Here is a 22,055-nt window from a genome sequence, read left to right as displayed (position 1 = left end):
GCGGGGGTGGGGTTGGCGGGGCTGGGATGAGAGGGGGTGAGGTCAGGCGTCGCGGGGTCAGCCGTGGACGTGCCGCAGGTGGTTCCGCACCGAGGGGCTCCTGGATCGGTGGTGCGCCGCTGTGCTCCCCTCGGAGCAACGCAAGGTGCAGCTCGCGGGTCGGCGGTGACGGGTCGATGCCGAGCTCGTCGACCAGCAGTAGCCGGCACCGCTCGTACTCGCGCAGCGCCAGGCAGACCTCACCGACTGCCGCATGTCCGCGCATCAGCAGTCGTGTGGCTCGTTCACTGAAGGGATCGACTGTCGTCGCCCGGCGGGCGAAGTCGACACCCTCATGGCCGAGACCGAGCTCGATGGCTGCCTCCGCAGCATCGCAGAGCAGCACCTGGTGTGCGCCGGAGAGGCTGTTCCTCTCGGACTGCACCCATTCCGCGCCGTCGTCATGGGCACCGAAATCGCCCCTGTACAGTTCGGACGCTTCCCGTGCGGCAATTCGCACAGCATTGTGGTGACCAAGGGCGGCTAATTGATGGGCCTGCGTGGCTAATCGGCGGAATTCGGTGACGTCAATCCAGGCATGGCGCAGACGAAGACCCGAAAGGCTTCGCTCGACGTGATCACCCCCGACGATTCGCCGAATCTGAGATGCCGCGGTTCGTAGGCTTGCATTTCCGTGTTGTTGGTCGGAGCCGGGCCACAGTGACGCGACGAGGCTCTTCGACGCAACCGGCTCACCGTCCGCGAGAGCAAGCAGTCGTAGCAGGTCGATGACCTTGCCCGTTCGCCACTCACCGCGGTGGACCTCAGTTCCGTCGGCCCGCCGGACAACCAGCGATCCGAGCATCCTGACGCAGAGAAGCGACTGCGGCACAACGATTGTCGATGCATCGGCGACGCCGCTGGCTGCCGTGCCGACCGGCTCGTGCACCGGGCTGATCGTCACGGTTCCCCCTTCCGGACCGGAGCGCCGTCGCACCACCGAACAGCACTGACGCTAGGGGAGCGCCTGGCATGCAAGAACCCCTAATACAGGGGGTGGGAGCCAGGCCCCACCGGGTTCCCGGCCGGCTTCCGCGCCGAGGAAGCAGCGCATTCAGCGTTTTACGTTTCTTTGACGGACCGAACGCAGAATCCGCAACGACCCGGCATCGGGTTTCAGTGCCGGTCCACTTTCATCGCTGCGCCAGATCATGACCACCCATCAGGTGGGAGTGCCTGCGCTCGGCGCCACATCACGGAGGTCGCAATGCCGAAGGCAAAGAAATTCATGGCCGCGCTGGTCGCCTTTGCGATCTCGATACCCATAACAGGGCTCGTCGCGCCACCCGCTGCCGCTGCCCCGGTCGGCGAGGGATTCACCATCACGGCCTCCGATCTGTCGTACATCCTCAAGCAGATCAAGGTCGCCGAGGCGCACGTCGCCAACACGACGACCGCAACCGGACCGTGTGGGGCGCTGCTCGGCACCGGCCCGAACCAGTTGGCCAGCCCGCTCCTGTCATTCGGCCTGCGAACGGTCGACGGTTCCTGCAACAACCTGGTGCCCGGTCAAGAAAAACACGGAGCGGCCGACGTGGTGTTCCCGCGGCTTGCGACCCCGGTGTTCAGCGCCGCCGAATCGAACCCGCCGCTGTTCGGGCCGCCGAGCCCGTCGTCGTATGCGGACAAGTCGCAGGACAACACCGTGTTCGACAGCCAGCCCAGGGTGATCAGCAACCTGATCGTCGACCAGACCTCCACCAACCCGGCAGCCATCGCGGCGGCCGGGTTCCCCGTGCGGACCCAGGGCAACACCGGTGTGGTTCCGTGCACGACCGACCCGGATCCGATCGCCGGAATCGCTGCGGTTCCTCCGGACTGCACTCCGTCGCACGAGACGCTGTTCATCCCGAACGTCACCACCGACGTCGGTCTCTCGCCGCCCTACAACTCGCTGTTCACCCTCTTCGGTCAGTTCTTCGACCACGGCGTCGACCAGACCGTGAAGGGCGGCGGCACTGTCTTCGTGCCACTGCAGGCCGACGATCCGTTGATCGCCGGCAAGGACCACGTCTTGGGCAATGCCGACGACCTGCCCGCAAATCTGCGGTTCATGGTGCTGACCCGCGGTCAGAACCAGCCCGGACCCGACGGCCAACTCGGCACCGCGGACGACGTCCAGGACGCCGAGAACACCGACACCCCCTGGGTCGACCAGAGCCAGACCTACACCTCGCACCCGTCCCACCAGGCCTTCCTGCGCGAGTACGAGCTCGTCGGCGGCCGGCCGGTCGCCACCGGGCGGCTGCTCGGCGGCGAGCTTCCGGCGAACGCACCTGCCACCCAGGACGCCGGCATCTCCACCTGGGCGACGACCAAGAAGCAGGCCGCCGAGGTTCTCGGTCTGCTGCTCACCGACGCGGACGTCGACGACATCCCGATGCTGGTGGCCGACGCCTACGGCAACTTCGTTCCCGGCCCGAACGGCATGCCGCAGTACATGACCACCGGTGCACCGGTGGAGGGCAACCTCACCAACCCGGTTCCGGTCCCGGCTAACGCGCTGCATTTCGACACCCCGTTCCTGACCGACATCGCGCACAGTGCGGTGCCGACTGCGACGGGACCGGACGCGGACAGCACCGCCGGCGAGAGCCTCGCGACGCCGTCACCGGCGGGAACCTACGACAACGAATTGCTCGACGCGCACTTCACCTGCGGTGACGGCCGGTGCAATGAGAACATCGGACTCAGCGCGATCCACCAGGTGTTCCACTCCGAACACGACCGGTTGGTCGGCGACATCAGCACCACGCTGGCCAACAACCCTTCGCTGCAGGCGGCCTACCAGGCGACCAGCGCGACGACGTTCGAGTACGGCGAGCGACTCTTCCAGGCGGCCCGGTTCGTCACCGAGATGGAATACCAGCACCTCGTGTTCGAGGAGTTCGCCCGCAAGGTTCAGCCGGCGATCAACCCGTTCGAACCGTTCGCCTTCACTCAGCCCGACCTCAATCCGGCGGTCCGCGCCGAGTTCGCCCACGCCGTCTACCGGTTCGGCCACTCGATGCTCACCGAGACCATCTCGCGGACCAACGAGGACGGATCCAGCAACGACATATCCCTGCTGGATGGATTCCTCGACCCGGTCGAGTACACCAACGGTGGGTCGGCGGGAGAGCTGACAGCCGAGGAAGCGGCCGGCAGCATCATCATGGGAATGTCGGATCAGGTCGGCAACGAATTGGACGAGTTCGTCACCGAGACCCTTCGGAACAACCTGCTGGGACTTCCGCTCGATCTCGCCACGATCAACATGACGCGTGCGCGTTCCGAGGGGATTCCGCCGCTGAACGTGCTGCGCCGGCAGATTTTCGGTGCGACCAATGACGGTCAGCTCGCCCCGTACGCCAGCTGGGTCGACTTCGGTGAGAACCTCAAGCACCCGGAGTCGCTGATCAACTTCGTCGCCGCCTACGGCCGGCATCCGACCATTCTCACCAACGTCGGCCCGGATGGTGAGCTCGTCGATGATCCGGCGACCACCGCGGACGAGACGGCCGACAACGGTCCGGCAACCTTGGCCTCCAAGCGGGCCGCGGCCAAGCGACTGGTCAACCCACTGCTCGGAGAAGCGCATGTGCCGACCGACGCCGCCGCCTTCATGAACAGCGTCGACAACTGGGCGAACAACGGGACGACCTCCAGGACGGGACTTGACACCGTCGACCTCTGGATCGGTGGCCTCGCGGAGAACACCAACCCGTTCGGTGGTCTGCTCGGCACGACGTTCAACTACGTGTTCGAGAATCAGCTCACCGACCTGCAGAACGGCGACCGGCTCTACTACCTCGCGCGTACCCCGGGCATGAACCTGCGGGCCCAGCTCGAGGGCAACTCCTTCGCCGAAATGATGATGCGCAACACCAACGTCCATACCCTGAAGGCCGATGCCTTCGCGACCGCGGACTGCAAGTTCCAGTTGGCGAACCTCGCCGGCACCCCGGCAGGATTCACCACCTTCGGGAACACCGTCGCCGACGACCCGAAGTCGGAATGCAATGAGTCGGCTCTGCTGATCCGCCAGCCGGACGGCACGATCCAGTACCGGGCGGTCAACACGATCGATCCTCCCGGAATCAACGGACAGGCCGTGTACAACGGCACGTCCGGCGTGGACCGGATGCGCGGCGGCAACGACAACGACACCTTCTGGGGTGCCGAGAGCCGGGACTTCATCGAGGGCGGTGCCGGTGCTGACGTGGCGCTCGGCGGCGACGGCGATGACATCATCACCGACCTCGGTGGCGACGATGTGCCCAAGGGTGGTCCGGGCAACGACGCGATCGACGCCGGTCCCGGTCTGGACATCATCATGGCCGGCGACGGGAAGGACTTCACCAACGGTGGCGCCAACGCCAATGAAACCTTCGGTGGGGCCGGCGACGACTTCATCTACCTGGGACAGAGTCTGGACGCCGCACTCGGCGACAGCGGGGACGATTGGGAAGAGGGCGGCGACCAACCCGACCTGATGATCGGGGACAGCAGCAACCTGTTCTTCCTCGACGACTCCCAGATGCCCGGCTCCGACATCATGATCGGTCAGGGTGGCGACGACGACTACGACATGGAGGGCGGCAACGACATCGGTGTTGCCGGTTCCGGAATCGAAAAGGTCGCCGGCGCATCTGGTTTCGACTTCGAGATCGGTCAGGGAGATCTTGCCCAGGACGCCGACCTCGCGCTGCCGATCGCTCCGCTGGACATCCTCCAGGTGGGCGTACGGGACAAGTACAACGAGGTGGAGGCGCTGTCCGGTTGGAAGCTGAACGACATCCTCCGCGGCGACGACATCGTCCCGGAACAGGTCGGCGGCGGCGGCTTCATCGGCTGTGACGTGCTGGACCAGAACGGCGTCAACAGCTTTGCCGGCCTCGACCCGCTGCTGCCCGCGCTCAGCACCCCGCTGGCCGGAGTGGTTGCGCAGTCCGCCTCGGGTGACTGCCCGATCCTCACCGGCAACGTCTGGGGTGCAGGCAACATCCTGCTCGGCGGCGGTGGCAACGACCTGATCGAAGGTCGCGGCGCCGACGACATCATCGACGGTGACAGGTATGTCAGCGTTCGGTTGAGTGTTCGGACCAACCCCGACGGCAGCGGTCCGGAAATCGGCTCGGCGAGCGTCGAGGGTGCCGGCCAGAGTGCGATGACCAGCCAGTACCAGCGGACGGCCACCGGCACGTTGACCGGACCGACCCTGCAGCAGGCGGTGTTCGCCGGAACGGTGAACCCCGGACAAATCGTGGCGGTGCGCGAAATCCTCACCGGCACAGCCGGAACGGATACCGCACTGTTCTCCGGACCCGTGGCGGATTACGACATCGCTGCGGTGCCGGCCGCGAACGGCAACCTGGCGGCCATCACCGTCACGCACAGCGGCGGCACTGCAACCGATGGCACCGACACCCTGCGCAACATCGAGACGCTGCAGTTCACGGACGGCACCGTCACGGTGGCGCCGCCGGCAGCACCTGTCATCGGTACCGCAACCGCGACGAGCGGCTCCGCGACGGTGAACTTCACGGCGCCGGCCGGAACGCTGACCGGCTTCACCATCCAGGCGGTTCCGACAGCCGGCGGTACCACCGTCACCAGCCTGGTGACCGATGAAACGGCGACCAGCGGAACGGTCAACGGGCTGACCAACGGCACGGCGTATCAGTTGCGAGTGGCGGCGACGAATGCATTCGGTACGGGTGCATTCTCGGCCCTCTCCAACACCGTGACGCCGGTTGCTCCGACACCGGTGGCGACCCTGTCGCCGGCTGCCGGGCGGGCCTTCGCCAACACCACCGTCGGAGTCACGACGGCCGGTCAGCTCGTCACGCTGACCAACTCGGGTAACGGTCCGCTGACCATCACCAGCCGGACCCTGGGTGGAACCAATGCCGGTGACTTCGTTCTCGGCCCCACCACGTGCGGTGTGACGCTGGCGGCGGGTGCCAGCTGCACCACCAGCATCGCCTTCCGGCCGACGGTCGCGGGTGCGCGGTCGGCGACCTTCGTGGTCACCGACAACGCAACCGGCAGCCCCCGTTCGGTTCCCCTCACCGGGACCGGAGTCGCCGCCGCCAATCCGGCGCCGACGGTGACCGCGGTGACCCCGACGAACAACGCCGTGAACCAGGCCGTCACGGTCAGCCCGACCGCGACGTTCAGCGAGGCGATCACCGGGTTCAGCACGACCACGGCCACCATCCGGGTGGGAACGACAGCGACAGGCACCCTGGTGCCCTCAGCTGTGACGTTCAACGCCACCACCAGGATCCTGACCATCAATCCGACGGCGAACCTGCTGCCGGACACCAGGTACACGGTCAGGCTGGCCGGCGGCGCCGCAGCAATCAGGGACCTGACCAACGTTCCGCTGGTTTCCACCAGCTGGACGTTCCTGACCGGCCCTGCGCCGACCATCGCGGCACGGACCCCTGCGGTCAATGCCACGGCGGTCGCGGCGGCGAACAACATCACGGCCACCTTCAGTGAGGCGGTCAACGGGGTCAGCGGGACGACGTTCACGTTGCGCAATACCGCGACCAACGCACTGATCGGCGCGGTGGTGACCCGGAACGGGACCACGAACCAGTGGATCCTCAATCCGAATGCCAACCTGGCCAACGACACCCGTTACACGGTGACGGTGACCGGCGGCGCAACGGCGATCAGGGATGTAGCCGGCAACCCGCTGGCGACGACGACCTGGACCTTCCTGACCGGACCGGCTCCGGCCGTCACCGCCAGGACCCCAGGTGTCAACGCCACCGGCGTCAGTCGCACTGCCAACGTCACCGCGACGTTCAGTGAGGCGATGCAGGCAGCGACCATGACGGCCGCGAACGCCACCGTGCGCCTGGGCACCACGGCAACGGGAACCCTCGTCACCTCGGTGGTGTCGTACAACGCGACCACCCGGGTCGTGACGGTCAACCCGAGCATCACGTTGGCGGCCAACACCGTCTACACCGCTCGGCTCTCCACCGGGATCAGGGATGCTGCCGGGAATCCGCTCCCGGCGACGACCTGGAGCTTCACGACCGGTCCGTGACGAAGCGATGACAGCTCGAGCGGCCCGCTCGTTGGGGGCGGGCCGCCCGACTGCTCCTCAGCTCGGCTGGTGAGTGAAGGACAAGACCAACCATGGAAATGCCGCAGGGCCCGACGCCGATACCCCCCTCGCCGTCGGGCCCTGCGGTCCGTCCGGGGACTGCCGGGCGCCGCTCCATCAGACATTCCGTCGTTCAGGACTTCTCGGCCGATCGCGTGAGGGAGACAGCCCGCGATGACACCATCCAGCAGGGGTCGGCACCGCGCTTCCGGCGCGCCGAGATCACCGCAGCTGCCGAATGACTTGGCGTCTCCGCTCGCCGCTGCGGGCGACCGATGGCCGCGCCGTTGGACGTGGGTGCGGCTTGCCACCATGCTGGCGGTGGCCCTGCTGATCGCCGCGATCCCGCTGGGGCAGGGCGTTCCCGCCGCCGACCGATCGTCCGGGTTGCTTCCGGCGGCGGGTTCCGGCCCCGGGTTGGCTGGTGTCGGCCGGGCTGTTGCGGAGGATAGCCGGTTCGAACTGGCCGCCGACACGGCTGCCCTTGACCCAGTGCACATCTCGCCCGCCCAGGTCGTGCCGTCCGAGGTCGCCCCATCCCGGGTCTCGGCGCCTTCGATCATGGTGCCGGTGATGGTGTCAGCGGGGCACACGGCGGTGCCGGAGCCGTTCGGTGCACGTTTTGTGAGCTCGGCCGATCTGATGTTCGACGCCGGCAACATCATCTCCGATGCCGCCTTCTACGACACGACAAGCATGACGGATCAACAGATCTCAGAGTTCATCGACCAACAGGGCGCCGCTTGTTTCGGCCCTTCCTGTCTCCGCGCGGTACGGGTTGCCACGACCGATCAGCCGGCCGATCGGTACTGCAGCGAATTCCGGGGCGCCGCGGCCGACACCGCCGCCGCGATCATCGGCAAGGTGTCCAGGGCGTGCGGGGTAAACCCGCAGGTCATGCTGGTGACCCTGCAGAAGGAGTCACGACTGCTCGACCGGACCGACCCTTCCGCGTCGACCTACGACGCCGCGTGGGGTTGGCACTGCCCGGACACCGGACCCGGCGGCACGGCGGCCTGCGACCCCGCCCATGCCGGGCTGTTCGCTCAGGCGTACGGCATGGCGAAACAGTGGGCGCGCTACCGGCTCGACCCTGAGCGCTACCACTACCGGGCGGGCCAGACCGCCGACGTCCTCTACAACGTGGTCGAATCCGGCTGCGGCTCGGCGCCTGTCACGATCGTGAACACGGCGACCGCATCGCTGTACAACTACACCCCGTACCAGCCGAACGCCGCCTCGTTGGCCGCCTATCCCGGCGTCGGTGACGCCTGCTCGTCCTACGGCAACCGCAACTTCTTCTTCCTCTTCGCCCGGTACTTCGGTGGCGGCGGTCTGCCTGCGCTGGGGACGTCGCCGGTCACGATCGCGGTTCCCGACAACCGTTATGTGGACCGGGCGATCGCCGGTCGGACGATCACCGTCCCGAACGCCGCCGTCGCGCGCGGCCTGCGGGCCGGGTTCGCGGCATTGGGCATGCCGTACGTCTGGGGTGGCGGCGGTTCGGGAGCCGGTCCCGACAACGGATGTCGTCGCGGCGGCGGCCAGTACAACAGCTGCGGGCACGAGATCGGTTTCGATTGCTCCGGTCTCAGCGCCTACGTGCTGGGCCATGCCGGATTCACCATCCCCGGCGACTCGGCTTCACAACGCCGGGCCGGGGTTTCCGTCGGGTGGGACCGCGCGCTGCCGGGCGACATTGTCGGTTTCCCAGGACATGTCGCGGTGTATCTCGGGACCATCGGGGGAGAGCGGTACATCCTGGAGGCATCCTGGGTCGGATATCCGGTGCACGTGGTCCGGCTGGCCCGGGGGGATGCCGACCCGACGGTGCATCGGTATTGGAGCACGACATCTGTCGGCGGCGGGGCTCCGGTGGAGTCGGCGTTCCGGTTCACGCCACGGGGCGGCTACGCCGCGCCGCCGGCCGGCCCGGTCGTTTCATCGAGCGCGCCGAGAACCGCGCGGCCGTCGGCGGTTCCGACCACCGCTGGTTCGGCAACCACCGCGTCGACGATTTCAGCGCCGCCCACGTCAGCACCGACCACGTCAGCGCCGAGAAGCCGTGCGAGCGTGTCGTCAGCCGCCGGCGGGTCGGCCGTGCCGTCGACGTCCAGGGCACCGTCACGCTCATCGGCAGCAACTTCCACACCCGCATCCACGGCCTCATCCCCGCCGCCGCGGTCCTCAGCCGCGACGACATCGACGATCCCATCCCCGACGACCCGGCCACCGGCCGTCCCCTCGACGACTGCCGCTTCAGTCGCTTCCCCGCCGGATCAGATTCGGTCGACGACCGTGACGCCGTCGACCGCTACCGCGACAGCATCCAACTCGACCGCCATGAGCACCGGAACGACCGCCGGCACGGCGTCCGTGCCCATCACTCCGACCACCGCCCCAGCATCGACCACCGCCCCAGCATCGACCACCGCCCCAGCAGCGACCACCAACCCGACGACCGACACCCCGAACGAATGCCCGACCCCGCCGTCCGGGGACACGGCGACCGGCACAGCGCCGCCGACCGCGGCGACGCCGCCGACCATGGTCCCGACCGCCCCGGCGACAGACGTCCCGATGACCGCCTTCGAGGCCGCGGTCCGGACCCTGACGCCGGCACCGGCACCGGCAGCGTCAAGCGACGATCACTTCGACTGCGGGACAACGGAAGCGGACAAGCCGGACAAGTGAGTGGGAGTCGGACCACGACCGATGGGGCCGCCGCGAGTGTCTCGACGACACGGCTATCTTGGCCACGGATGCACCAGCGGCCGCTCAACGGGCGGCCCCACACGCACGTCCGATCGCAAGGAGATGGCATGCCCACACGCACCGCGCACACCGAATGGAACGGTGGCCTCAACGACGGCTCCGGCAAGGTCCAACTGGTCAGCTCCGGCGCCGGCACCTTCGATGTGTCGTTCCCACGGCGCACAGCGGACGAGGCTGGGGGCGTCACCAGTCCCGAGGAATTGATCGCCGCGGCACACACATCCTGCTATTGCATGCAGCTGTCCGGCGTCATCGCGAAGGCCGGCGGCACGCCCAAGTCGCTCGTCGCCGATGCGGAGGTCAGCCTCGGCCCCGATCCCGCCGGTGGCCTCCGGCTGACCGGCATTGCACTCAAGGTCAGGGGCGTGGTCGAGGGACTCGACGAGGCCGGATTCCTCGCGGCCGCCGAAAACGCCAAGGAGACCTGCCCGGTGTCCAAGGCGCTGACCGGCGTCGACATCACCCTGGACGCCGCGCTCGCCTGACCGGCCCGTGGACGGCGCTGCCCCGGGCGGCACCGTTTCCGTGGTGATCATGGGGCCCAGCACAAGTTCGCGGGCGTGTTGTCGGCGTGTCGCGTGCTGGGCCGCATGATCATCGGCAAAAGCGGACCATCGGCGACCGCAGGTCTGCTGTCAGCCGACGAGCGAGTACGGGTCCACCGACTCCAGGTCGTGCGCCTTGGCGACCTGCAGGTTGGTGACCGCGCCGCGGTGGGTGCTCAGCCCGGCCGCGAGGGCATGGTCGAGCGAGATCGCCTTCTTCCAGCCCAATCCCGCGACGGCCGACACGTACGGCAGCGTGGCGTTGGTCAGCGCGAAGGTCGACGTCCGCGGTACCGCGCCGGGCATGTTCGCCACGCAGTAGAACACCGACTCGTGGACCTTGAACGTCGGATCGTCGTGTGTGGTCGGCCGCGAGTCGGCGAAGCAGCCGCCCTGGTCGACGGCGATGTCCACCAGCACCGACCCGGGCTGCATCTCCGACACCAGCTGGTTGGAGACCAACTTCGGCGCCTTCGCGCCCGGCACCAGCACCGAACCGATCACCAGGTCAGACTCGCGCACGGCCTCGGCAATGCTGAAAGGTGTTGAGGCAACGGTCTTCACGGCCCCGTTGAACTGCGCGTCGAGGCGGCGCAGGGTGGGCAGCGACAGGTCCAGAATGGTGACGTCAGCCCGCATCCCGAGGGCGATGCTCGCGGCGTGCGCGCCCGCGACGCCGCCGCCGAGGACGGTGACCTTGCCGTTGACGACACCGGGCACGCCACCGAGCAGCACGCCGCGCCCGCCCTCGTTACGCATCAGGTGGTACGCGCCCACCTGAGTTGCCAGCCGTCCGGCGATCTCGCTCATCGGTGCCAGCAGCGGGAGCGACCGGTCGGGAAGCTGCACCGTCTCGTACGCGATGGCCGTCGTCCCGGCCTTCATCAGCTGATCGGTCAGCGCGCGATCGGCCGCCAGGTGCAGGTAGGTGAACAGCACCAGGTCCTCGCGGAGCCGGTGATACTCGCTCGCCACCGGTTCCTTCACCTTGAGGACCATCTCGGATGTGGCCCAGACCTCGTCCGCCGAGTCGATGATCTTGGCGCCGGCCGCGACGAAGTCGGCGTCGGGAATGAGCGAACCGGCACCGGCGCCGGCCTCGATCACGACGTCGTGGCCGGCCAGTGCGAGCTGGTGGACCCCGGCGGGTGTCAGTGCGATCCGGTACTCGTGGTTCTTGACCTCACGGGGGACACCGATGCGCATGCTGGGCTCCATATGTCGTGGGCGGTGGGTGCCGGGCGGCTCCTGATTCCGTTCAGTATGAACTTTTGATCTTGATACTGGAATGGAAGCGACAAAGATTCGATAGAGTGGGGGCATGTCCGACGAATCTTCAATTCCACCGTTTTATAGGCGCTCGCCGGAGAAGAATGTTCGGGCTCTCGACAGGTCTTTGCCGATGGACAGAAGCGCCGCGGCCGAGTCGGGCCGTATTCCGCTCGACCGCATCGATCGCCGGATTTTGGCTGTCCTGGTCCGTGACGCGCGGATCGCGAACAATGCGCTGGCCGCCGAGGTGGGGATCGCCCCGTCGACCTGCCTGGGCCGAGTTCGTGCACTGCGTGAGTCGGGCGTCATCCGCGGTTACCACGCCGACCTCGATCCAGACGCGATCGGCCTTCCGCTGCAGGCGATGATCGCGGTCAGGCTGCGGGCGGGTGCCCGCGACCGCATGCAACTGTTCACCGATCGCATGCGACTGCGACCGGAGGTGCGCAACATCTACTTCTTGGCCGGTGCCGACGATTTCCTGCTCGACGTGGCCACGACGGATTCAGCGGCACTGCGGACATTCGTCGTCGACGAATTGTCCGCGCATCCCGAGGTGGCGCTGACTGAGACGAACCTGATCTTCGAGCACGTCAGGGGGGCCGGCCGGGAGTTGTGACGCCCGAATCGACCTGGCCGATGACATCACAGAATGTCGGGACATGACACAGCGCGTCGTGCAGGGCATTTCGGCGAAATCCCGCTCGGTACGAGTCGCACCCCCTGGAACCTGCCCGGGGCGTCGCCACCGTTTGCCCTACGATTTCGCGCATGACGAGCAACGGACTGCAACAGGCACGTGACCTGATGACCGAGGCCGGAGTGCACCCGAGAGCAATCGCGGTGTTCGCCCATTCGTACGGAGTGCTCGAATCGGGAGAAACCGGACTGCTGGCCGAATCTGACCTCGAGCCGGTCACGGAGCTGCCCCGGCTGGACGACCTCGACGAGGACCCGGACGCGGCGAAGGCGGCGCTCGCGGTGACGGCCGTCGTCAAGCTCAACGGCGGGCTCGGCACCTCGATGGGAATGGACCGCGCCAAGTCCCTGCTCGAAGTTCGTTCCGGCAAGAGCTTTCTCGACATCATCGCCGAGCAGGTGCTGGCCCTGCGGGCGCAGTACGGGGTCCCGCTGCCCGTCGTGTTCATGGACAGTTTCCGCACCTCACAGGACACCCTCGATGCGCTGTCCGCGCATCCGGAACTCCCGGTCGAGGGCCTGCCGCTGGACTTCCTGCAGAACCGTGAGCCGAAACTCCGCTCGGACGACCTGACGCCGGTGCGCTGGCCGAAGGACCCGAGCCTGGAGTGGTGCCCGCCAGGGCACGGCGACATCTACACAGCACTGGATGCGTCGGGCCTGCTCCGCACACTGCTCGACAAGGGGTACCGCTACCTGTTCGGGTCCAACGCGGACAACCTTGGCGCCCGGCCCGATCCGCGGCTCGCCGCCTGGTTCGCCGCGTCCGGCAGCCCGTTCGCCGCGGAGTACTGCCGGCGGACCGCCGCCGACCGCAAGGGCGGCCATCTCGCACGGCGGATCAGCGACGGGCAGTTGGTGCTGCGGGAGTCGGCGCAGACCAGGCCGGAGGACGCCGAGGCGTTCGGCGACATCAATCGGCACCGCTACTTCAACACGAACAATCTCTGGCTGGATCTGACGGCGCTGGACGCGGTCCTGCAGGCCAACGACGGGGTGCTCGGCCTGCCGATCATCCGGAACGTCAAGACCGTCGATCCGGCGGATCCGTCCAGCCCCGAGGTGATCCAGATCGAGACAGCAATGGGTGCCGCCATCGGTGTGTTCGATGGTGCCGGGGCGATCGAGGTCGATCGATCGCGGTTCCTGCCGGTGAAGGCGACCAGCGACCTGCTGGTGCTGCGCTCCGACGCGTATGAGGTGGCCGACGGCGCGCAGGTCCGGCTGATCCCCGAGCGGACGGAAGCGCCGCTGGTCGATCTGGACAAGCCGTACAAGCTGGTGAACGACTTCGACGCGCGCTTTCCCTACGGAGCGCCGTCACTGGCCCGCTGTGACTCGCTCACCGTGCAGGGCGACTGGACCTTCGGTCGGGACGTCGTCGTCGTGGGCGCCGCCACCGTCACCGCGGACGGTTCGCCGGGCACCATCCCGGACAGTCAGGTGCTGGGCAAGGACTGACGAGGTTCGCGCCGCTCCCCGGTCAGCGACCGGGGAGCGCCCGGCCGCTGGCCAGGTCGATCAGCCGGGCAGCCTTGAGCTCGGTCTCGGCCCACTCCGCCGCAGGGTCGGAGGAGTACGTGATGCCGGCACCGGTGCCGAAATGCAGCATCTGCTCGCCCTCGGGTCCTGGGGCGGGGGTGGTGAAGAAGGTGCGGATGCCCACCGCCAGTTCGGCGCGTGCGGTGTCGGCGTCGATGTACCCGATGGCCCCGCAGTAGGGGCCGCGCGGCACCGGCTCCAGATTCGAGATCGCTTGTATCGCACGGATCTTCGGTGCTCCGGTGACGGAGCCTGGCGGGAAGGTCGCCGCCAGGATGTCGGCCCAGCCGCGTCCGGGTGCCAACTCGGACCGCACCGTCGACACCAGATGCGCGAGCCCGGGGTGTTCCTGACGTTCGAGGAGCTCGGTGACCTGGACCGAGCCCGGCCGGCTGATCCGGCCGAGGTCGTTGCGGACCAGATCGGTGATCATGATGTTCTCCGGAAAGTCCTTGTCGGCGAAGGGTTCTCCGGGCATGGTGGTGCCCTTGATCGGTGACGAGCTGAGTACGTCGCCGGTCCGTGCGAGGAACAGTTCCGGCGACGCCGTGACCACCCAGCGTCCGCCCAGATGCAACACGCCCTGGTGCGGCGCCGGATTCCCGACGGCCAACAGGTGCGCGAGTGCCAGTGGATCAGGCTGGCCGGTCAGCGGTGCGGACAGCAGCCTGCAGAGGTTGACCTGGTACACCTCGCCGGCCTCGATCAGCCGGCGGATGCGATGCACCCCGTTCAGGTACCCGGCCCGATCGACAGAGGTCTGCCAGCAATCCCGGGCCGGGCCCCGCCAGGTCGTTGCGGGGACCGGCAGCGGGGTGCGGCGGACGCGATCGAAGCGGTAGCCGGTGATCGTTCCCTCGAAGGTGGCCAATACGGCCCACCAGCCCCCGCGATCGAGGACCTCCGGATGCTCCTGCAGGTCGACCGTCTCGGCCAAATCGGTCGCCAGCACCCCGCCCAGGTAGGCGTACGGCGGAGGCGGGGCGGCGGACATCGCGCTCAGCGTAGGGCCGCGGGCCGGGCCGAACACCCTGCGCGTGCTGACCCATACTGCCCAGATGGCAGCAGAGCACCCCGACCTGACCGAGCCGCGGCGGCTCAGCAGCACCACGGTGTACGAGAACAACTGGATGCGGGTCCGTGAGGACACCTTCGTGCAGGCGAATGGATCGGTCGCGACCTACGGCGTCGTCGACAAGACGGACTTCTCGCTGGTCATCGCCGAGGCTGACGGCTGCTTCCACCTGGTCGAGCAGTACCGGTACGCGCTGGGCAGGCGCGCGTGGGAATTCCCGATGGGCACCTGGCCGGTCGGTCGGACCGGAACGGCCGAGGAGCTCGCCCGGCAGGAACTCCTGGAGGAAACCGGGATCACCGCCGCCCATTGGCGTCACCTCGGTCACCGGCTGCACGAGGCGTCGGGCTTCTGCTCGCAAGGCTTCGATGTCTTCCACGCCACCGGCCTGTCCCACGGGGCGCACAGCCGGGAGGCCAGCGAGGCCGACATGGTCACCGCGGTGGTCAGCGAGCGCGAATTCACGCAGATGATCCTCGACGGCCGGATCGTCGACGCGCCGACCATCACGGCGTACGCGCTGCTGCGTCTCGTGGGGTGAACCCGCCGCCTCGCCTAGACTGCCGGTGTCGGACGAGACCGACGGGGAGCGGGCGGACCGCCCGCCGAACGCGTGACCGGTGCCGTTCGGGACGTCCGACGGGGCGTGAAGGAGGCACCGTGTCGCAGAGTTCTGCGCCGCCGCCATCGTCGACACCGCCGCCACCAACGGGGCGGCCCGTCGGTTCGGACCGGGTGCTGACGATCCCGAACGTTCTGTCGTTGCTCCGTCTGCTCGGCGTACCGCTGTTCCTGTACCTGCTGCTCGGCCCGCAGTCCGACGGCTGGGCGCTGGTCGTGCTGATGGCGAGCGCGGCCACCGATTACGCCGACGGCAAGCTCGCCAGGATGCTCGACCAGTACAGCCGGTTGGGGGAGCTGCTCGACCCGGCGGCCGATCGGCTGTACATCGTCGCCGCGCTGGTCGGTTTCGTCATCCGCGGCTTCATCCCGTGGTGGGTGGCCGCCGTCATCATCGGGCGGGACCTGCTGCTCGCAGCCACGCTGCCGGTGCTCCGTCGCTACGGCTACACGGCGCTACCCGTGCACTACCTGGGCAAGGCCGCGACGTTCTGCCTGCTCTACGGGCTGCCGCTGCTGCTGCTCGCTCAGGGCGACTCCGTCGTCGCGCAGATCGCGCTGCCGTTCAGCTACGCGTTCCTGGCCTGGGGCGTGGTGATGTACCTGTTCGCCGGCGCCATCTACTTCCAGCAGTTGGCCTGGGTGACCCGACACTGCCCGCTTGCACCCCGATATCGACCCACCGCGGCACGGAGCCCCGGTGACTGATCCGCCAAACCGGGTGCCCGTCCCGTCCCTGCTCGAGTCGCTCAACCGCGATCACCTCGATCCCGGCTACGCCGAAGCGGCCCGCCGCAAGGCAACTCGCGGCCACGCACCCGACCCCCGCGGGAAACGCAACGCCACCCTGGTCGCCGTCGGTGCGTTGCTGGTGGTCGGCATCCTGTTCGGGATCTCCGCGGTCAACACCGAGGTCAACGCGCCGCGGACCGAGAAGGCCCGGTCCGGCCTGCTCGAGGACATCGACCGCGCCCAGCAACGCCAGTCCGTTCTTGCGAGCTCCGCCGCCGAACTCGCCGAACGACTGCGGTCGACCCAGGCAGGGCTCGGCGCCGCCGGGCCGCTGCAGACCGTGTCGGTGCTCGAGAACGCCGGCCAGGTCACCCCGGTTACCGGGCCCGGGCTGCGGATCGTCATCGACGAGGCACCCGCCGATGACAGCGGGGGTGGCGGCGTCATCCTGGACCGCGATGTCCAGCTGCTGGTCAACGACCTGTGGTCGGCCGGCGCTGAGGCGATTTCCATCGGCGGCGTCCGGCTGCAGCCGCGCAGCGCCATCCGGCAGGCCGGCGGCTCGATCCTGGTCGACAACAAACCGGTGTTCTGGCCGATCACCATCGATGCGATCGGCGACCCGGCCGACCTGCAGGTGAACGCGGTCGGGCTGCCCGGCTTCGGCCGGTTCTCGTCCTTCGCACAGCTGTACGACATCGAGTTCGACGTCTCGGCCCAGCAGGAGCTCACTCTCCCCGGCGGGTCCGGCGGCGCCCTGCTGTACGCGCGGCCGCCACCGGGCACCGGGTCCACCATCCCCGCCCCGACGACGACTGCCTCTACGACCTCTTCGACGACGACCTCTACAACGACGGCCTCGACGACGCCGGTGCCCGGGGCTTCGACAGGGCCGACCGGCTGAGTTGGCAGAGGGGCGAGCCGGACTCTGGCATCGTTCTGGCCACACCGACGCGGCGCGCACCCTGCCGACGGACTCGACGTCCCGCCGCAACCTGAGGAGAACACTGTGTATGCCCTGCTGGCGCTGGCGGCCGGGGTGGTCATCGGGCTGCTGGTGCACCCGACGGTGCCCGACTGGCTCGGGCCGTACCTGCCGATCGCCGTTGTCGCCGCCCTCGATGCCGTGTTCGGCGGCCTGCGCGCGCGGCTGGACGACATCTTCGACGCAAAGGTGTTCGTCATCTCGTTCGTCGCGAACGTCCTGGTGGCCGCCTTCATCGTCTTCCTGGGTGACCAGCTCGGCGTCGGCGCGCAGTTGTCGACCGCCGTCGTCGTGGTGCTCGGCATTCGCATCTTCGGCAACGCCGCGGCGATCCGCCGGCACATCTTCAAGGCGTGACCGTGGCCGACCAGGATCAGCCGGAACGGGAGCCGGCCGCCGCCCCCGAGCAGGCTGCCGCGCCGGAGCCGGCTGCGGGCGCGACCCCGGCACCGCGGGAGCGCACCCGGACGACCGTGCTGAACAAATTGCTGGTCGCCGTGCTGTGCGCGCTCCTGGGCTTCGCGGTCGTGCTGCAGGTGCAGCGCACCGCGTCCGGTGACGCCCTGGAGACGGCGCGGCCCGATGACCTGGTGCAGATCCTGGACGGGTTGCAGCGCCGGGAGGACGACCTGAACATCGAGATCACTGAACTGCAGGACACGCTCGGCCGGCTGCAGCGCAGCGGCGCCTCCAGTGAGGAGGCGCTCGCGGAAGCGCAGCGGCAGGCCGAGGCATTGGGAGTGCTGACCGGAACCCTGCCGGCGACCGGGCCGGGCGTCGAGATCACCATCGAGGATCCCGACGGGGGAATCCCGCCGGAGGTGATGCTGGACGCCTTGCAGGAACTGCGCAACGCCGGCGCCGAGGCCTTTGAATTCGGCGGTGTGCGGATCGGCGTCGACTCCGCCTTCACCGGAACGAGCGGAGCGATCTCCCTGGACGGCCAGCAGCTGACGGCGCCGTACAAGATCACCGCCATCGGCGACCCGCCCACCCTCGCCGCCGCGCTCGCCATCCCTGGTGGGGTGCTCGATACCGTCCGCCGGGCCGGCGGGTCGATGGAGGTCGCCCAGTCCGACGATCTGGTGATCGATGCGTTGCGTCCGGCGCGGACGCCGGTCTACGCCCGTCCCGCCGAGTGACGTGGTCGGCACCCGATTCCCTGGCAGGTCGATCCGGGACGATCACGCGCCGGCGGGTCGGCTCTGCGATGATTCCGGCGGTCGCGTCCGGGTGGGACCCCGTCCGTCAGCCACGATCGACCGCCCACATCGACCCGCCCACATCGCCCGCCCAGATCGACCGCCCAGATCGACCGCCCAGTTCGACCCGTCGGCCCAGCATCGGAAGGACCCCGCACCGTGATTCCAGAGGACCTGCGTTACAGCTCGGACCACGAATGGATCCGCATCCTGGACGGCGATGCCGCCACGGCCGACACCGGCGGGATCTCGGTGGCACGGGTCGGAATCACCGACTACGCCCAGAATTCGTTGGGCGACATCGTGTTCGTCCAGATGCCCGAGCCGGGCACGACCATCGAGCCGGGCGACTCGATCGGCGAGGTCGAGTCGACCAAGTCCGTGTCCGACATCTTCGCGCCGGTCAGTGGCACGGTGGTGGCCCGCAACGACGCCCTCGATGCTGCTCCGGAACTGGTCAACTCCGACCCGTACGGCGACGGCTGGATGATCGAGATCGAGCTGGCGGACCCCGCCCAGGCCGGTGACCTGCTGGATGCGGCCGGTTACGCAGAGGTCATCGGCGAAAGCTGAACCGCGCTCGTCCCGGTCGCCGGTCGGCGCGTCACACATGCGTCACTGTGTGCGACAACTTCCTCGCGACGGGCGGAGATCCGCGGTGCGGTGGCGATGAGTGGCACGGTACGGTCGTCCTGCACAGGGGAAGCCCTGTCCGGTCCGATCGGTCGAGCACTCGGCTGGCCGCAAACCTGTTTGCCCGACCCGCAAACGGGGAGTTGGACTGGCACAGGGTTAATGCCACGGTGACAAGAAGGAGTGTCTGGTGACTGAGAATGACCGCAGGTCGGCGGCGTCGGATTCCACTTCGATCTTTGCCGGTGGCCTGTTCAACACGGCCGAGCCGGAGACCAGCGAAGAGGTCCTCGGCGTTGACGGTCTGTCGTCCGGCTCGGCGCTGCTGGTCGTGAAGCGGGGTCCCAACGCGGGCTCGCGGTTCCAGCTCGACCGGGACAAGATCACCGCCGGCCGGCACCCCGAGAGCGACATCTTCCTCGACGACGTCACCGTGTCCCGCCGGCACGCGGAGTTCCGCCGCTCCGGCGACGGATACGAGGTCGCGGACATCGGATCGCTGAACGGGACGTACGTCAACCGGGAGCCGATCGAGGTCTCGTCTCTGACCAACGGCGACGAGGTACAGATCGGCAAGTTCCGGCTGGTGTTCCTGTCCGGCGACCAGGCAGAGGGCGAAACCGGGTCATGACGCCGGCCGGTCTGCCCCAGCGGACCGACAGCGTCGTCGGCACGTTCCCCGGCTCACCGCGGCAACGGTGAGCCGCTCGTGACCTCTTCTCTCGCGGACATGTCCTCCACACCAGCGCTGAGCATCGGCGTCGTCCTGACCAGGTTGAAACCGGAGTTTCCGGACCTGGCGATCTCCAAGATCCGGTTCCTGGAGTCGGAGGGTCTGGTCACCCCGCAACGCACGCCGTCGGGTTATCGGCAGTTCAGCGCCGCCGACGTGGAGCGGCTCCGGTATGTGCTCGCCGCCCAGCGCGACCACTACCTGCCGCTGAAGGTCATCAAGGACCAGCTCGACGCGATCGACCGCGGCCTCGAGCCGGGGCACCCGGAGGCCCGGCTGCCGAGTTCGGTGGTCGCGCCGGACGGCCCGTCGCCGCGGGAGTTCGCGGTCTCCAACCACCGCGCCGGCCAGATCCGGATGACGCGCTCCGAGTTGCTCGCTCAATCGGGGCTGACCGCCACCTCACTTGCCGAGCTGGAGCAGTTCGGCCTGATCTCCGCCGGACCAGGTGGCTACTTCGACGCCGAGACCGTGCTCATCGCAGGCAGCGCCGCCGAATTGTTGGCCGTCGGGCTCGAGCCGCGACACCTCCGGTCCTTCCGGACCGCCGCCGACCGGGAAGCCACGCTGATCACTCAGCTGGTGTCGGCCCAGGCGCATCAGCGAGACCCCGATGCGCGGGAGCGGGCGGTGGCCGAGGCGGCTCAATTGGCGAGCACGATTCTGCGGTTGCATGCCCAGTTGGTCAAGGCTGGATTGCGGCGTGATCTCGGTCGATAGGTCGAGCGCGGGTGCCGCGGTACGGCGACCCCCGTGTGGCGGGCGCGGCGTGTAGCGTTTCGCTGTGACGGAGAAAGGCACACCGAGATGATCGAGATGCGCATCGTCGGCGTCCGGGTCGAGATGCCCACCCAGCAGCCGATTCTGATGCTGACCGAGGTGGATGGCCCGCGTAGCCTGCCGATCCTGATCGGCTCGGCCGAGGCCACCGCCATCGCCATGCACCAGCAGGGGGTCCGGCCGGCCCGGCCGTTGACGCATGATCTGCTCGGACACGTCATCACCGCGCTCGGCCGATCCGTCGTGCAGGTCAGGGTCGTCGATTTCCGCGAGGGCACCTTTTTCGGTGAGCTTGCCTTCGACGACGGCACCACCGTTTCCGCCCGTCCGTCCGACGCCATCGCACTCGCGGTGCGCGTGGAGATCCCGGTTTTCGTCGAGGAAGCCGTGCTGGCCGAGGCGGGCATCGTCGTTCCCGACGAGGAGCCCGATGACGCCGTCGACGAGGCGGACGAACCGGGGGACGCCGAGGACGAGGTCGAACGATTCCGCGAGTTCCTCGACTCCGTATCCCCGGACGACTTCGGCGGCGAACAGAAGCCCTGACTCCCTCCTTGTCTCCTGATTCGGCGTAACGCTGAAGTTCAGGTTGAGGACACGCCGGGTCAGACGTTGACCGCTCGGAGCCACCGGCCTACCGTCAGGTCAAGTCACGCGGATGTGATTCGCCCCCGCCGGGTCTCCAGCGGCGACCGGATCATCCGTCACCGGTGGTGAGCCGACCAGTCAGGTCGAGTCGCGTACAGCGTTCAGAGAGGTGGCGGGATGCCCGAGCAGGAGCAGGCTGCACTGTTCCCCGACACCTCGATGCCCGACGAGTACGCGGGGTACCGCGGACCCACGGCCTGCCAGGCGGCGGGCATCACCTACCGTCAGCTCGACTACTGGGCACGCACCGACCTCGTCGTTCCGACCGTTCGCGGTGCGAGTGGCTCCGGCAGTCAGCGCCTGTACTCGTTCAAGGACATCCTCGTGTTGCGGGTCGTCAAGCGACTGCTGGACACCGGGGTCTCCCTGCAGAACATCCGCGTCGCGGTTGAACACCTGCGCGCCCGCGGCGTCGACGACCTGGCGGGCGTCACGCTCTTCTCCGACGGCACGACGGTGTACGAGTGCACGTCGCCGGAGGAGATCGTCGATCTCCTCCAGGGCGGCCAGGGTGTCTTCGGCATCGCGGTCGGCGGCACCATGCGGGAGATCACCGGCTCCCTCGCCGAGTTCCCCGCCGAGCGGGTCGACGGCGACCGGCTCGTCCCGGTCGAGGCCGATGAACTCGCGCAGCGCCGGCAGGCCCGCACCGCCGGCTGATACCTC

General features: G+C 68.3%; 18 protein-coding genes. 15 read left to right on the top strand and 3 right to left on the bottom strand.

The window, feature by feature from the left end:
- Positions 1–844: AfsR/SARP family transcriptional regulator (locus ACVBEQ_RS18810; RefSeq protein ID WP_447154832.1), on the bottom strand; the 844-nt coding region annotated here is incomplete at its 3' end.
- Positions 845–1,246: 402 nt separating this feature from the next.
- On the opposite strand from ACVBEQ_RS18810, the gene ACVBEQ_RS18805 reads away from it, so the two are divergent.
- From ACVBEQ_RS18805 to ACVBEQ_RS18795, 3 genes are all read left to right on the top strand, one after another.
- Positions 1,247–7,087, top strand: coding sequence for a peroxidase family protein (locus tag ACVBEQ_RS18805; protein ID WP_447154824.1), 5,841 nt, complete (start codon positions 1,247–1,249; stop codon positions 7,085–7,087).
- A gap of 381 nt (positions 7,088–7,468) precedes the next feature.
- Positions 7,469–9,841, top strand: coding sequence for a C40 family peptidase (locus ACVBEQ_RS18800; protein ID WP_447154823.1), 2,373 nt, complete (start codon positions 7,469–7,471; stop codon positions 9,839–9,841).
- 128 nt (positions 9,842–9,969) lie between these two features.
- On the top strand, positions 9,970–10,407 hold the full coding sequence (locus ACVBEQ_RS18795) for an OsmC family peroxiredoxin (protein ID WP_447154822.1): 438 nt from the start codon (positions 9,970–9,972) through the stop codon (positions 10,405–10,407).
- 150 nt (positions 10,408–10,557) lie between these two features.
- On the opposite strand, the gene ald is transcribed toward ACVBEQ_RS18795, so the two are convergent.
- Positions 10,558–11,673, bottom strand: coding sequence for an alanine dehydrogenase (gene ald / locus ACVBEQ_RS18790; RefSeq protein WP_447154821.1), 1,116 nt, complete (start codon positions 11,671–11,673; stop codon positions 10,558–10,560).
- 196 nt (positions 11,674–11,869) lie between these two features.
- Between ald and ACVBEQ_RS18785 the strand changes: the two genes are divergently transcribed.
- Together ACVBEQ_RS18785 and ACVBEQ_RS18780 are read left to right on the top strand one after the other, a co-directional pair.
- Complete coding sequence (locus ACVBEQ_RS18785; RefSeq protein ID WP_447154820.1) at positions 11,870–12,358, top strand: Lrp/AsnC family transcriptional regulator; 489 nt, start codon at positions 11,870–11,872, stop codon at positions 12,356–12,358.
- Between the two features lie 152 nt (positions 12,359–12,510).
- A complete protein-coding gene (locus tag ACVBEQ_RS18780; protein WP_447154819.1) occupies positions 12,511–13,899 on the top strand; it encodes a UTP--glucose-1-phosphate uridylyltransferase in 1,389 nt (462 codons plus the stop codon).
- 22 nt (positions 13,900–13,921) lie between these two features.
- Here the strand turns inward: ACVBEQ_RS18780 and ACVBEQ_RS18775 are convergent, their stop codons facing one another.
- Positions 13,922–14,974, bottom strand: coding sequence for a chorismate-binding protein (locus ACVBEQ_RS18775; RefSeq protein WP_447154818.1), 1,053 nt, complete (start codon positions 14,972–14,974; stop codon positions 13,922–13,924).
- 64 nt (positions 14,975–15,038) lie between these two features.
- Between ACVBEQ_RS18775 and ACVBEQ_RS18770 the strand changes: the two genes are divergently transcribed.
- The 10 genes from ACVBEQ_RS18770 to ACVBEQ_RS18725 all read left to right on the top strand — a co-directional run bounded on the left by ACVBEQ_RS18770 (position 15,039) and on the right by ACVBEQ_RS18725 (position 22,049).
- Positions 15,039–15,596 carry an NUDIX hydrolase gene (locus ACVBEQ_RS18770; RefSeq protein WP_447154817.1) on the top strand — a complete coding sequence of 186 codons (558 nt, stop codon included), beginning with the start codon at positions 15,039–15,041 and terminating at the stop codon, positions 15,594–15,596.
- A 119-nt stretch (positions 15,597–15,715) separates the two neighbouring features.
- Positions 15,716–16,384, top strand: a complete 669-nt coding sequence (locus ACVBEQ_RS18765) for a CDP-alcohol phosphatidyltransferase family protein (RefSeq protein WP_447154816.1) — start codon at positions 15,716–15,718, stop codon at positions 16,382–16,384.
- Positions 16,377–17,312, top strand: a complete 936-nt coding sequence (locus tag ACVBEQ_RS18760) for a DUF881 domain-containing protein (protein WP_447154815.1) — start codon at positions 16,377–16,379, stop codon at positions 17,310–17,312. The genes ACVBEQ_RS18765 and ACVBEQ_RS18760 overlap by 8 nt, the downstream gene beginning before the upstream one ends.
- A 105-nt stretch (positions 17,313–17,417) precedes the next feature.
- A complete protein-coding gene (locus ACVBEQ_RS18755) occupies positions 17,418–17,750 on the top strand; it encodes a small basic family protein (RefSeq protein WP_447154814.1) in 333 nt (110 codons plus the stop codon).
- Positions 17,747–18,535: a DUF881 domain-containing protein gene (locus ACVBEQ_RS18750; RefSeq protein ID WP_447154813.1), complete on the top strand. Its 789-nt coding sequence runs from the start codon at positions 17,747–17,749 to the stop codon at positions 18,533–18,535. Before ACVBEQ_RS18755 ends, ACVBEQ_RS18750 begins: the two co-directional genes overlap by 4 nt.
- A 219-nt stretch (positions 18,536–18,754) precedes the next feature.
- Positions 18,755–19,168 carry a glycine cleavage system protein GcvH gene (gcvH, locus tag ACVBEQ_RS18745; RefSeq protein ID WP_447154812.1) on the top strand — a complete coding sequence of 138 codons (414 nt, stop codon included), beginning with the start codon at positions 18,755–18,757 and terminating at the stop codon, positions 19,166–19,168.
- Between the two features lie 250 nt (positions 19,169–19,418).
- Entirely contained in the window at positions 19,419–19,859 is a 441-nt protein-coding gene (gene odhI / locus ACVBEQ_RS18740) for an oxoglutarate dehydrogenase inhibitor Odhl (RefSeq protein WP_447154811.1), read from the top strand.
- 99 nt (positions 19,860–19,958) lie between these two features.
- A complete protein-coding gene (gene ftsR, locus ACVBEQ_RS18735) occupies positions 19,959–20,681 on the top strand; it encodes a transcriptional regulator FtsR (RefSeq protein WP_447154810.1) in 723 nt (240 codons plus the stop codon).
- A gap of 87 nt (positions 20,682–20,768) precedes the next feature.
- A complete protein-coding gene (locus tag ACVBEQ_RS18730; protein ID WP_447154809.1) occupies positions 20,769–21,287 on the top strand; it encodes a bifunctional nuclease family protein in 519 nt (172 codons plus the stop codon).
- Between the two features lie 219 nt (positions 21,288–21,506).
- A complete protein-coding gene (locus ACVBEQ_RS18725; RefSeq protein WP_447154808.1) occupies positions 21,507–22,049 on the top strand; it encodes a MerR family transcriptional regulator in 543 nt (180 codons plus the stop codon).
- Positions 22,050–22,055: the final 6 nt, after the last annotated feature.

The sequence above is a fragment of the Nakamurella sp. GG22 genome, from assembly GCF_052976845.2.
The sequence above is the reverse complement of the archived record's forward strand: the minus strand, read 5'-3'. Positions and strand labels throughout refer to the sequence as shown.

Excerpts from the sequence above, each read along its gene's own strand:
- ACVBEQ_RS18785 (WP_447154820.1), top strand. The coding sequence starts at position 11,870 with ATGGACAGAAGCGCCGCGGCCGAGTCGGGCCGTATTCCGCTCGACCGC.
- ACVBEQ_RS18730 (WP_447154809.1), top strand. The coding sequence starts at position 20,769 with ATGATCGAGATGCGCATCGTCGGCGTCCGGGTCGAGATGCCCACCCAG.
- ald (WP_447154821.1), bottom strand. The coding sequence starts at position 11,673 with ATGCGCATCGGTGTCCCCCGTGAGGTCAAGAACCACGAGTACCGGATC.
- ACVBEQ_RS18780 (WP_447154819.1), top strand. The coding sequence starts at position 12,511 with ATGACGAGCAACGGACTGCAACAGGCACGTGACCTGATGACCGAGGCC.
- ACVBEQ_RS18725 (WP_447154808.1), top strand. The coding sequence starts at position 21,507 with ATGCCCGAGCAGGAGCAGGCTGCACTGTTCCCCGACACCTCGATGCCC.
- ACVBEQ_RS18795 (WP_447154822.1), top strand. The coding sequence starts at position 9,970 with ATGCCCACACGCACCGCGCACACCGAATGGAACGGTGGCCTCAACGAC.
- ACVBEQ_RS18805 (WP_447154824.1), top strand. The coding sequence starts at position 1,247 with ATGCCGAAGGCAAAGAAATTCATGGCCGCGCTGGTCGCCTTTGCGATC.
- ACVBEQ_RS18775 (WP_447154818.1), bottom strand. The coding sequence starts at position 14,974 with ATGTCCGCCGCCCCGCCTCCGCCGTACGCCTACCTGGGCGGGGTGCTG.
- ACVBEQ_RS18770 (WP_447154817.1), top strand. The coding sequence starts at position 15,039 with ATGGCAGCAGAGCACCCCGACCTGACCGAGCCGCGGCGGCTCAGCAGC.
- ftsR (WP_447154810.1), top strand. The coding sequence starts at position 19,959 with ATGTCCTCCACACCAGCGCTGAGCATCGGCGTCGTCCTGACCAGGTTG.